This window comes from Ulvibacterium sp., assembly GCF_965248315.1.
Lineage (GTDB): Bacteria > Bacteroidota > Bacteroidia > Flavobacteriales > Flavobacteriaceae > Ulvibacterium.
In genome coordinates, this window is the sequence record NZ_CBDFIX010000002.1 from 3,777,336 (window position 1) to 3,790,249 (window position 12,914).

General features: G+C 42.6%; 10 protein-coding genes. 9 read left to right on the forward strand and 1 reads right to left on the reverse strand.

Translation table 11 applies throughout. The annotated features are described in order from the left end of the window. Positions 1-21: 21 nt before the first annotated feature. From ACP2AF_RS17895 to ACP2AF_RS17925, 7 genes are all read left to right on the forward strand, one after another. Entirely contained in the window at positions 22-996 is a 975-nt protein-coding gene (locus ACP2AF_RS17895) for a glycosyltransferase family 2 protein (protein WP_425237508.1), read from the forward strand. A 27-nt stretch (positions 997-1,023) separates the two neighbouring features. Further along, complete coding sequence (locus tag ACP2AF_RS17900; RefSeq protein ID WP_425237509.1) at positions 1,024-2,733, forward strand: phospho-sugar mutase; 1,710 nt, start codon at positions 1,024-1,026, stop codon at positions 2,731-2,733. Further along, a complete protein-coding gene (locus ACP2AF_RS17905; protein ID WP_425237510.1) occupies positions 2,733-4,559 on the forward strand; it encodes an ABC transporter ATP-binding protein in 1,827 nt (608 codons plus the stop codon). Before ACP2AF_RS17900 ends, ACP2AF_RS17905 begins: the two co-directional genes overlap by 1 nt. A gap of 114 nt (positions 4,560-4,673) precedes the next feature. Beyond that, positions 4,674-5,216, forward strand: a complete 543-nt coding sequence (locus ACP2AF_RS17910; RefSeq protein WP_425237511.1) for an RNA polymerase sigma factor — start codon at positions 4,674-4,676, stop codon at positions 5,214-5,216. A gap of 33 nt (positions 5,217-5,249) precedes the next feature. Then, positions 5,250-5,771: a hypothetical protein gene (locus ACP2AF_RS17915; protein WP_425237512.1), complete on the forward strand. Its 522-nt coding sequence runs from the start codon at positions 5,250-5,252 to the stop codon at positions 5,769-5,771. Then, entirely contained in the window at positions 5,755-6,207 is a 453-nt protein-coding gene (locus ACP2AF_RS17920; protein WP_425237513.1) for a hypothetical protein, read from the forward strand. Before ACP2AF_RS17915 ends, ACP2AF_RS17920 begins: the two co-directional genes overlap by 17 nt. 138 nt (positions 6,208-6,345) lie before the next feature. Continuing rightward, complete coding sequence (locus ACP2AF_RS17925; RefSeq protein WP_425237514.1) at positions 6,346-6,696, forward strand: DUF6515 family protein; 351 nt, start codon at positions 6,346-6,348, stop codon at positions 6,694-6,696. Between the two features lie 50 nt (positions 6,697-6,746). Here ACP2AF_RS17925 and ACP2AF_RS17930 read toward each other — a convergent pair whose 3' ends face one another. Then, a complete protein-coding gene (locus ACP2AF_RS17930; RefSeq protein WP_425238046.1) occupies positions 6,747-7,781 on the reverse strand; it encodes a WD40/YVTN/BNR-like repeat-containing protein in 1,035 nt (344 codons plus the stop codon). A gap of 71 nt (positions 7,782-7,852) precedes the next feature. Between ACP2AF_RS17930 and ACP2AF_RS17935 the strand changes: the two genes are divergently transcribed. After that, complete coding sequence (locus ACP2AF_RS17935; RefSeq protein ID WP_425237515.1) at positions 7,853-9,064, forward strand: RsmB/NOP family class I SAM-dependent RNA methyltransferase; 1,212 nt, start codon at positions 7,853-7,855, stop codon at positions 9,062-9,064. A gap of 146 nt (positions 9,065-9,210) precedes the next feature. Next, on the forward strand, positions 9,211-12,894 hold the full coding sequence (gene purL / locus ACP2AF_RS17940; RefSeq protein WP_425237516.1) for a phosphoribosylformylglycinamidine synthase: 3,684 nt from the start codon (positions 9,211-9,213) through the stop codon (positions 12,892-12,894). Positions 12,895-12,914 lie beyond the last annotated feature (20 nt).

Genomic DNA, 12,914 nt, shown 5'->3' on the forward strand with positions numbered 1-12,914 from the left:
GCAGATGCTTAGCCATTTTATATGAATCTGTCCATTGTAATCCCCTTGCTCAACGAGGAAGAATCACTTCAAGAACTCCATGACTGGATTGTAAATGTCATGCAGAACCATGGTTTTTCCTATGAGGTCATCTTTATAGACGATGGCAGTACGGATAGATCATGGAAGGTTATATCAAGACTCTCGGACGATAACGACTATGTAAAGGGAATCCGCTTTTTAAGGAATTTTGGAAAGTCCCAAGCCCTGCATGCCGGCTTTAAGGCGGCTCAAGGAGACGTCATCATTACAATGGATGCAGACCTTCAGGATAACCCGGAGGAAATCCCTGAGTTATACCGTCTAATTACTTCGGAAGGATTCGATTTGATTTCTGGCTGGAAGAAAAAAAGGTATGACGCACTACTTTCAAAAAACCTGCCCTCCAAGCTTTTTAATTGGGCGGCAAGAAAGACCTCAGGAGTAAAATTGCACGATTTTAACTGTGGCTTAAAGGCTTTTCGAAAAGCCGTAGTAAAAACTATTGAGGTACGTGGGGAAATGCATAGATATATCCCAGTCTTGGCCAAGAATGCAGGTTTTTCGAATATCGGTGAAAAAGTAGTCAAGCATCAGGCCCGTAAATACGGTAAAACTAAATTTGGAATGGAGCGGTTCATCAATGGATTTCTGGATTTGATCACTATTTGGTTCGTATCCAAATTTGGCAAAAGACCCATGCACCTTTTTGGGGCACTTGGCGTATTGATGTTTATTGTCGGTTTTGGGTTTGCACTCTATTTGGGAGTAGACAAACTGTTTATAAACCCCTTCGGTCGTTTGATTACAGATCGCCCTCAATTTTTCATCGCCCTCACCGCTATGATTTTGGGAACCCAATTGTTTCTTGCCGGTTTTATAGGTGAAATTATGATTCGCTCCAAAAAAAATGAAGCGCGTTATACCGTTTCGGAAGAAATCAACTTCTCCAAGCAGGAAGAACAATATTCTTCTTAAATTTACCGCTTAAATACATATGCCTAAATGGACGCTATTTTAGAATCTGCCAAAAGCTGGTTGACCGATTTTTTTGACCCTTCCGTTAAAAAAGAAATCCAACACTTAATTGAAAACGATACCGACGAACTACAAGACCGTTTCTATAAGAATATGGAGTTCGGTACCGGCGGAATGCGTGGTGTTATGGGCGTCGGCACCAATCGCATTAATAAGTACACCTTAGGAAAAAGCACGCAGGGGCTGAGCAATTACCTCAAAAAAACATATGGTGATAGTGGTGTAAAAGTGGTCATAGCTTACGATTGCCGTCATAATAGCGATACCTTGGCCCGAACCGTGGCAGAGGTATTTTCTGCGAATGGTATTCAAGTATATTTGTTTTCAGCACTACGTACTACCCCGGAGCTCTCCTTTGCTGTTCGATACTTAGGTTGCCATGCGGGAATAGTATTGACCGCTTCGCATAACCCTCCGGAATATAATGGTTATAAGGTCTATTGGACGGATGGTGGACAAATTGTACCGCCCCAAGATGGAGAAATCATTGCCGAAATCAATACACTTTCTTTTGAAGATGTCAATTTTAAAGCCGATGAAAACTTGATCGAGCTTATCGATACCAAGGTGGATGAAGCATTTATTGAAGCTTCTGTTGCCAATGGGAATTTCAAAGCAGCTGGAAAGGACGATTTTAAAATTGTCTTTACCGCCTTGCACGGCACCTCCATTACGGCCATCCCGGAAGTCTTGGAGCGTTCTGGATACAAAAACGTGACCATCATTGAGGAACAGGCCAAACCGGATGGGGATTTCCCCACAGTGGAGTCACCCAATCCCGAAGAGCCGGAAGCACTTTCCATGGCCATCAAAAAGGCGAAGGAAATCCAAGCGGATATGGTCGTCGGCACAGATCCGGACAGTGACCGTTTGGGCATTGCCGTCCGAAACCTTGATGGGGAAATAGAATTGTTGAATGGGAACCAAACCATGGTCCTGATGACTAAATTTCTCTTGGAAAAACAAAAGGAAAAAGGTTTTAAGGGAAACGAGTTTGTCGCTACAACCATTGTATCCACCCCGATGTTGGAAAAAATGGCCACCGCCTATGAAGTGGACTTTAAGACAGCACTCACCGGATTCAAATGGATCGGTAAAATGATCAAGGATTTCCCGCAACAACAATTTGTTGGTGGTGGTGAAGAAAGTTTTGGTTATATGGTAGGTGATTTTGTTCGGGACAAGGATGCCGTAACCTCTACCCTACTAGCCTGTGAAATTGCCGCCGATGCCAAGGCCAAAGGAAGCTCTTTTTATAAGGATTTGATAGATTGCTATGTAGATTATGGTTTCTATAAGGAGAAACTGGTCTCCCTCACCAAAAAGGGAATGGACGGAGCTGCGGAAATCAAACAAATGATGGTCGATTTTAAGGAAAATCCAGTTAAGGAAATAGATGGTTCCAAGGTGATTATTGTGGATGACTATAACACCTCTACTTCCAAAAACCTGGTTACCGGGGAAGTATCAGAAATTGATATTCCAAAATCCAACGTATTGATCTATACCACCGAAGACGGTACACGGATGGCGGCCCGACCCAGTGGTACCGAACCTAAAATAAAGTTCTACTTCAGCATCAACGCTGCTTTGGACAAAGCGGAAAATTTCAAAAAAGTGAATCAGCAGTTGGATGCCAAAATAGGCCGTATCCTTAGTGAATTCAATTTGGGTTAATGGAGTATTTCAAAAAAATTCTTCGCTTTGCGAAGCCCTACAGGAAGTATGGTTTCCTGAACATTTTCTTCAATATCCTCTATGCTCTGTTCAGTGCACTCTCCTTTGCCGCCTTGATTCCCATGCTCAACGTTCTGTTCGATAAGACCAAGCAGCTTACCGAACCTCCTGTTTTTGAAGGAATCGGAAAGGCCAAAGACTATTTCATGGACTATATGAACTACCGGGTTACCCAATATTCCGGGGATGACCAGATGAAAGGATTGGTCCTGGTCATAGGTTTGGTATTGGCACTCTTTTTATTGAAAAATGTGTTCAACTACCTGGCCATGTATTTCATCACCTTTCTTAGAAATGGTGTTTTAAAGGATATCCGAAACAGGATGTATCAAAAAATTACGGAACTGCCCATCTCCTACTACTCTGAAAAACGAAAGGGCGATGTAATTGCACGGATTACTTCGGATGTCCTGGAAATTCAACATTCCTTCCTTTCGGTCTTGGAGCTTATCGTTCGGGAACCCTTGACCATTCTGTTCACCATTATTGTAATGTTCCTCATCAGCGTAAAGCTTACACTTTTTGTCTTTATTTTTATTCCCGTTGCAGGGGCCTTGATTTCACGAATAGGAAAATCCCTGAAAAAAAAATCGGATCGCGTGCAAAAAGAACAAGGCGAATTCCTGTCCATAGTGGAGGAGACCTTGGGAGGGCTTCGTGTAATAAAGGCCTTCAATGCAGAATCGCGATTTTATAAAACATTTAAATCATCCACCGATCGCTTTTTTAGATTTTCCAATACATTACTGAACCGCCAAAATTTGGCCTCGCCCACAGGTGAGTTTTTGGGTATTTTGGTCATCGGCGTGTTGCTCTGGTTTGGAGGAAAAATGGTTTTGGTAGATGAGACTTTAGACGCCGCTTCCTTCATTGCCTACATGGGGTTGGCCTATAATATACTAACTCCGGCCAAGGCTATTAGCAAAGCTTCCTACGGGGTAAAGAAAGGGAATGCCGCGGCGGAGCGCGTATTGGAAGTTCTAGAAACCGAAAATCCTATTTCGGATAAATCGGAAGCTCAGGAGAAAACAGATTTTGAAAAAGGAATCGTCCTAAAAAATATCTCCTTTAAATATGAGGACGAATATGTGCTGAAAAATTTTGACCTCGCCGTACCAAAGGGACATACAGTGGCCCTGGTCGGCCAGTCCGGCAGTGGAAAAAGTACCATTGCCAATCTCGTAACCCGTTTTTACGATGTAAACGAGGGCGAAATTTCCATAGACGGGACAAACATAAAGGACTTGACCAAAAAATCGCTCCGCAACCTAATGGGCTTGGTCACCCAGGATTCCATTTTGTTTAACGACACTGTAAAAAGCAACATTTCCCTAGGAAAGGAAAATGTCACGAATCAGGAAATCGTAGAAGCGGCAAAGATTGCTAATGCTCATGATTTCATTATGGAATTACCGGAGGGGTATGACACCAACATCGGTGATAGTGGCAATAAATTGAGTGGAGGGCAAAAACAGCGTTTGTCCATAGCCAGGGCGGTTCTTAAAAATCCACCTATTATGATTTTGGACGAGGCTACTTCCGCACTGGATACGGAAAGTGAACGTCTGGTACAGGATGCGCTGGAAAAAATGATGCGGAATCGTACTTCCATTGTCATTGCCCATAGGCTTTCCACTATTCAAAATGCGGACAGTATTGTGGTATTGCAAAAAGGGGAAATTGTTGAGCAAGGTTCCCATGCCGAATTACTTTCCAATAAGGGGGTTTACAAGAAATTGGTGGAAATGCAATCCTTGGCTTCTTAGAGCCATAGGGGAATAGGTTTTATTCCATGTTTTGTCTTTAGAAAGGCAGTTGATCGATAAGCTTAAACCTTTTCCTATTTTTATAGTCCAAAAGACATATCGAAGAAAATTAATTTGATTTCGGAAGAGACCTTAGTCCAGCAACTAAAACAAAAGGAAACCCAATCCCAGTCCTTTGAGGTGCTTATCAACACCTATAAGGAAAGGCTGTATTGGCATATCCGTAGGATTGTTTTAAATCATGACGATGCCGACGATGTGTTGCAAAATACCTTCATTAAGGTTTTTAAAAATATCGAAGGGTTTAAAGGTGACAGCAAATTGTATTCATGGATGTACCGTATCGCCACCAATGAAGCATTGACCTTTTTGAAGTCCAAATCGAGAAAATTAGGGCTGAGTGATGTTGAATTACAGGACAGAATGATAGGAAATCTAGAAGCCGATGTGTATTTTGAAGGCCATGAGATTCAACTGAAATTACAAAAGGCCATTGCCGCCTTACCGGAAAAACAGAAACTAGTCTTCAACATGAAGTATTTTCAGGAATTGAAATATGAGGAAATCTCCGAAATATTGGAAACCACCGTGGGCGGACTAAAGGCTTCCTACCACCTGGCGGTAAAAAAAATAGAGGCTTCCCTAAAGGAGGATTAAACTTTTTAAAGGGCTGAAAGTCAAAATAAAGGCATGGACAAAAAATATAAAAAACAAGATTTTAAGACCCCTGAGGGCTACTTTGACAGCTTCACCGATAAGATGAAGCAAAAGTTGTCCGAGGAAGAGATCCGGCTACCCATAAAGGATGGTTTTAAAGTGCCTAAAGACTATTTTGAAAATCTCAATGAGAAAATAACCCAAAAAATAGATGAGAAAGAGACAAAGGTCATAAAGCTGAATTCCTATAAAAAGTACTATTACGCGGCAGCTTCAATTGCCGCTGTGCTATTGGTCGTTTTCGGGTTGCGCTTAAATCAAGAGGATGAGTTTACCTTTGGGGACCTGGCCAATTCGGATTTGGAAACCTATTTGGAAAACAATGATATAGGATTAAGCTCTTATGAAATAGCCGAGGTCATTTCCGTGGAAGAATTGGAAATCAATGATATTTTGGAAAATCAAATCAACGATGAAAACATCATGGAGTATTTGGACGATACCGTGGATGATGTGGATGAACTAAACATAGAATTCGATGAATACGAACAATAGCATACGGATATTGATCTTGTTTCTGCTCACAACTACTTTCTTTTATGGGCAGAATAGACCCATTAGGGATAAGATCAAAACACTTAAAGTAGCTTTTATTACAGAGCGCTTAAGTCTGACTTCAGAGGAGGCGCAAGTTTTTTGGCCCATTTATAATGAACATGAAGCAAAAATTGAGGCCATAAAAAGAAAGGAAAGACAGGAGGTTCGCGCAAAGCTCATGAATTTTGACGAATTGTCCGAAAAGCAGGCCGATGCCCTTCTTAACGATTTGATCGCCTTGGAAAATGAAAAACATCAATTGAATGTAGACTTCATGGAGAAAATGAGTAAAGCAATTACTTCCAAAAAAACATTTCTCCTAATAAAGGCCGAGGAGGACTTTAAAAAACGATTGCTAAAAGAAATGCGGGACAGAAGGCGCAGTGGTGGCTAACGTGAGCAAAGAATTCGATGAAAAACATAAAAAGGGCGCTATATAGCGCCCTTTTCAATTAAACCATCCTATTCGGTAACAGTCAAAAAGATGTTAACCGGACTTGGGAAATTCATCCAAGTCGTAAAAATTTATGTTATGAAGAATCTAAAGTTAATTTTACTTATCATGGTATTGTTCGGAACCTTAACGACCGTAAATGCCCAAAGAAAAGTAGTTAAGGTATACCCTCGAATCGGTGCGGTGGTGACCACCGTTCATCAACCAAAACTTGTGGTACACAGAGGTGTTAATTTTCATGTTTCCAATGGAGTCTGGTATCGGTTTAGAGGCGGGAGGTATGTAGTCTGTGCAGCTCCAATAGGTGTTACCGTAAGGCATCTGCCAAGAGGGAACAAAGTTGTTCGCATCAATGGAAGGAAGTTGTACAAATACCGAGGTGTTTGGTACAAAAAACAGGGCAGGGGCTATACGATAGTGAATGTATAGTTGATACCCAATTCCGGGCAAAGTGAGGTTTGGTCAATGAAAAGACATCCTTATTTTGCCCGGAATGATAGTTTTGCCACTCTTCCCTTGCCTGCGGCATAGGCAATGGAATCATTAAAAAAACGAAAAGTGTAAAAAGGGGCATCGGATATCGTTTTCCAAGTTTCTCCTTGATCGTTGGAGTACGAAATTCCCGTAAAGCCAATCGCCACCATTTCCTTTCCACTAGAATTGGGGACAAATTGTACACAGCTTTTATATGGCGGATTTTGCCCATCGGCTATCAAGTACCAGGTTTCCCCACCATCTTTGGTCATGGCCTTATTCGCCTTGTTGCCTTCAGGGTTGGTGAAATCGCCACCAAAAACCACGCCTACGCTCTCATCATAAAAATCAATGGAATAGATTCCTTGGGTAGGTTCCTCACTCAACAATAGAGTTCCATGCACCTCCCAAGTCTTGCCCTTATCGGGTGAAAAATAAATACGCCCTTCCGTTGTGGCAATCCAAGTCTTATTTCCCACATTCGCTATATTGGAATTACTCGCAGCAAAGGCCCCTTCACCTTCAATACCTTCAGGCAAAAGGTCGCAAGGCAGCTTATTCCAGGTATTTCCTCCATCCCTGGTAATGATTATAGAAAGGCATCCCTCAACACTATCACCTATGGCAATCCCCTCCATATTATTCCAAAAGGTCATCGCATCATAGAAAACGCCTTCTCCTTTCTCTTGGTATACCAGCTCCATACGACCTTTATCACCTGTCTTGTAAAGCAAGGCCGGATCGGCAACGGAAAGCATAAAAAAATCCGTGGCCGTATGTGCTACGGCCCTAAATTCCGGGGTTATGGAATCAAAATGTTGTACGTTGGTCCGCACCGTTCCGGTACTTAAATCTATAGTCCCAAAAGTTCCCTTATTAGCTGCAAAGGCCAAGCTGTTGCCCATGATTTCGATTGCGCGAATACTCAAAGAATCCTCATAAATCACTTCAATACCGACAGATGTAAACGGCTTTCTTTCTTTTTCTGCGGAACAGGAAAACAACATTGGAAAAATCAAAGCAAATGTGAAGAATCGCATCATGATAAAGTTTCCCAAAAATAAAGGGAATACCCACTAAAACAATACCTTTGCAGCCTTATTTTTTAAGAATGAAATTGCATAGAAACTTGGTTTTTGCCGTAATCGATGCCCTTGATTTAATATTCACAAAAGGCCAGTACGCGGACAAGGCGATTGAAAAAACATTGAGGCGGGACAAAAGATGGGGCTCACGGGATAGAGGTTTTATTGCGGAGACCACCTATGAAATAGTACGCTATAAACGTCTTTATGCGGAAATTGCTGAGATAAAGGAACCCTACAGCAGAAGTAATTTGTTTCGAATGTGGGCCGTTTGGGCCGTATTACGCGGAATTGAACTGCCTGATTGGAAGCAAATCGCGCCTACTCCGGAACGCCGTATTAAGGGTAAATTTGATGAGCTCTCAAAAATCAGGAAGTACCGGGAATCCATTCCTGATTGGTTGGATGCTCTTGGGGAAAATGCATTAGGTGAAAAATTATGGACCGCGGAAATAGAGGCCCTAAACAAACAGGCTCATGTTGTTTTAAGGGTCAACACGCTTAAAACTACAAAAACCAAGTTGCAAAGAGAACTTCTAGATGCCGGTATTGCCACTGAGCCCGTAAAGGGATCTCCAGATGCCTTAAAGCTACAGGTACGCACCAATGTGTTTAGCTCGGAACCTTTTAAAAATGGATGGTTCGAAGTCCAAGATGCCTCTTCTCAATTGGTCGGAAATTTTTTGGATGTAAAACCGGGGATGCGTGTTGTAGATGCCTGTGCGGGCGCAGGGGGCAAAACCTTGCACTTGGCCGCATTGATGGAAAACAAAGGACAACTCATTGCGCTGGATATTTATGGCAACAAGCTAAAAGAATTGAAAAGGCGTGCTCGACGAAATGGTGCCCATAACATTGAACCAAGGGCGATAGATTCCACCAAGGTCATTAAGAAGCTTTATGGTAGTGCAGACCGCGTCCTTATAGATGCACCTTGTACAGGATTGGGTGTTCTGCGTCGCAATCCCGACGCAAAATGGAAATTACAACCAGAGTTTCTAAAAAAAATTACCAAGACCCAAAGAGAAATACTTTTTAGCTATAGCAAAATGGTGAGGCCAGGAGGCAAATTGGCCTATGTGACCTGCTCAATTCTTCCGGAGGAAAACGAAAAGCAAGTATTCGGTTTTTTAAAGTCGGAAGAAGGGAAAGGCTTTAACCTTATCGAAGAAAAGCATATCTACGCTTCCAAAAGTGGATTTGATGGGTTTTATATGGCCTTGATGGGCAAAGAATAAGGAGATTCTCCGGGTTTTAAAAACCCGGCCGGTCTCAAGAAAAAATAATCAACAATTCCCCTAAAACCTGTTAACTTTTCCCTGAAAAACTTAGCTTAAAAAGGTGTAAATTTGTGTTTTCTTAAATCAAACAACGTTTAAGTTCAATGGTTCACTTTTTCGGCGAGGTCAATGGCAAAGTTTTTGCGGTTCAGACCAAACGGGAGCTTTCTCCAAAGGATATAGAAAAATTAACCTGGTTGTTCGGGGACAAATCCAAGATAAACATGGCGTCGATTGACGCCTTTTTTGTTGGCCCCCGAGCGGCAATGGTAACTCCCTGGAGTACAAATGCCACGGAAATCACCCAAAATATGGGAATCTCCGGGATAGTCCGCATTGAGGAATTCCAATCGGTGGAAGCCGATTTCATGGATTATGACCCCATGCTTTCCCAAAAATTCAATGGACTGGAACAACATATTTTCGATATCGATATTGTGCCGGAACCCGTTTTGGAAATCGGTGATATTTCCAGTTATAATGAAAAGGAAGGGCTTGCATTGAATGATGAAGAAGTGGACTATTTGGAAAAGCTTTCTGAAAAAATGGGAAGAAAACTGACAGATTCCGAGGTGTTCGGATTCAGTCAAGTAAACTCGGAACATTGTAGACACAAAATATTCAACGGCACCTTCGTCATTGATGGAAAGGAGATGCCTTCATCCCTTTTTAAACTAATAAAAAAGACTTCAGAGGAAAATCCAAACGATATCGTTTCGGCCTACAAGGATAATGTCGCTTTTGTTAAGGGACCCAAAGTAGTACAATTTGCACCCAAAGTTGCGGACAGACCGGATTACTATAAAGAGGAAGAATTTGAGTCTGTCATTTCCCTTAAAGCGGAAACCCATAACTTTCCTACAACTGTAGAACCCTTTAATGGAGCGGCTACCGGATCTGGAGGTGAAATACGGGATCGGTTGGCAGGTGGTAAAGGTTCGCTCCCCTTGGCCGGAACCGCAGTTTATATGACGGCATACTCCAGATTGGAAGAAAATCGGCCTTGGGAGAAAGCATTTCCTGCACGTAAATGGCTCTACCAAACGCCTATCGATATTTTGATAAAGGCCTCTAATGGCGCTTCGGATTTCGGCAATAAATTTGGGCAACCCTTGATTTCCGGGTCTGTCCTAACTTTTGAACACCAGGAAGACAAAAGAAGACTAGGCTTTGATAAAGTAATTATGCTTGCCGGAGGCATCGGCTATGGAAAGGCAGATCAGGCCTTAAAAGAAACACCCAAAACAGGCGATAAAATTGTTATTCTTGGCGGTGATAATTACCGCATAGGCATGGGCGGTGCAGCTGTTTCCAGCGCGGATACGGGAGAATTCAGTTCGGCCATAGAACTCAATGCCGTACAACGCTCCAATCCGGAAATGCAAAAAAGGGCATCCAATGCTATCCGAGGCATGGTGGAGAGTAATCAAAACCCCATTGTTTCCATTCATGACCATGGTGCTGGAGGGCACTTAAACTGTCTTTCCGAGCTTGTGGAAGATACCGGCGGTAAAATTGACATGGACAAATTACCTATTGGCGACCCTACCCTCTCCTCCAAGGAAATTATCGGTAACGAATCCCAGGAACGAATGGGGTTGGTCATTGGCCAAAAGGATATCGATTTGTTACAACGCATAGCCGAACGGGAGCGCTCTCCCATGTATCAGGTAGGTGATGTTACCGGTGACCATCGATTCACTTTCGAATCCAATGTAAAAGGTGAAAAACCCATGGACGTGCAATTGACGGCCCTTTTTGGAAGTTCACCAAAGACTGTTATGGAAGATACAGTAATAAAAAGAAAATATACGAATCTTTCCTATACTTTGGAGAACTTTCATGATTATTTGGAACAAGTACTTCAATTGGAGGCGGTAGCCTGCAAGGACTGGTTGACCAACAAGGTGGATCGTTGTGTGGGCGGTAGAGTGGCCAAACAGCAGTGTGCCGGGCCTCTTCAATTGCCCTTGAACAACTGCGGGGTAATGGCACTGGATTTTAAGGGAACCGAAGGTATAGCAACAAGTATAGGCCACTCCCCTATTTCCGGATTAATAGATTCTGAGGCCGGAAGTAAAAACAGTATTTCGGAAGCCTTGACCAATATAATTTGGGCACCCTTAAAGGACGGGCTAGATTCCGTTTCTCTTTCCGCCAATTGGATGTGGCCCTGCAGAAATGAGGGCGAGGACGCTAGACTATATGAAGCCGTTGGGGCCGTCTCCAATTTTGCTATTGCGTTAGGGATTAATGTACCAACGGGAAAGGATTCCCTTTCTATGAAACAGAAATATCCGGATGGGGAAGTCATTGCCCCAGGAACGGTGATCATATCCGCAGCAGGACACTGCAATGCCATTACCAAAGTAGTAGAGCCCGTTTTGCAAAAAGATGGAGGTCCTATATATTATATTAATCTTTCAAAAGATGAATATAAGTTGGGTGGTTCCTCCTTTGGGCAGATACAGAATACTATTGGAACAGAGGCTCCGACCATTAAGGATGCATCCTATTTCAGATTAGTTTTTAATTCAATTCAAACTTTAATAAAAGAAGGTCAAATCCTTGCAGGCCATGATGTTGCCTCCGGAGGTTTGATAACCACACTTTTGGAAATGTGCTTTAGCGATACCGATTTGGGAGCAGAACTAGATTTAAAAGATTTGGATGAATCCGATACTATTAAACTCCTCTTTTCTGAGAATGGAGGGATCGTTTTCCAATTGGGTCCAGAGAATTCTAGCGCTATAGAACAACAACTAAGGGATGCTGGAATAACCTTCAGCAAAATTGGAAAGGTGGTTTCAGAAAGCAGACTATCCATTGAAAATGGAGTTGTGCAAATGGGATTGAACGTCAATTCCCTGCGGGATACCTGGTTCAAGACCTCCTATTTATTGGATGATAAACAGACGGCCAGCGGACTGGCAAAAGAGCGCTATGAAAATTATAAAAAGCAACCGTTGCATTATCAATTCCCGAATCAATTCACAGGGATTCTGCCAGAGCGCTCTGTTGCACAAGGCAGACCCAAAGCAGCCATCTTAAGGGAAAAAGGCAGTAACTCCGAGCGGGAAATGGCAAACGCCCTCTACTTGGCCGGGTTTGATGTAAAGGATGTGCACATGACGGATTTAATAAGCGGCAGGGAAACTTTAGAAGGTATCCAATTTATAGGAGCTGTGGGCGGTTTCTCCAATTCCGATGTGCTAGGCAGCGCAAAGGGATGGGCAGGGGCCTTTAAATACAACAACAAGGCCAATACCGTCCTTAAAGAATTCTTTGCTCGCCCTGACACACTTTCCATTGGGATTTGTAATGGCTGTCAGTTGTTTATGGAATTGGATCTGATCAACCCGGAACATGGGAAAAAACACGGTAAAATGACCTATAACGATTCCCACAAACATGAGAGCAATTTCACCTCCGTTAAAATCCAGGAAAACCGCTCCATAATGCTTTCCAATATGGAAGGTGCTACTTTGGGTGTGTGGATTTCCCATGGTGAAGGTAAATTTAGTCTACCCCTTCCAGAGGCGAGCTATGAAATCGTTGCAAAATATGGGTATGAGAATTATCCCGCCAATCCTAACGGAAGTGATTATAACACTGCTATGTTATGTGATAAAACGGGGCGGCATTTGGTTACCATGCCTCATATTGAGCGCTCTATCTTCCCCTGGAATTGGGCACATTACCCGAAGAAAAGGGAAGACATGGTTTCTCCATGGTTACAAGCTTTTATAAATGCCAAAAACTGGATCAAAGAATTTAATGCTTCTTGAATTAAAAACAGCCCTGTTAA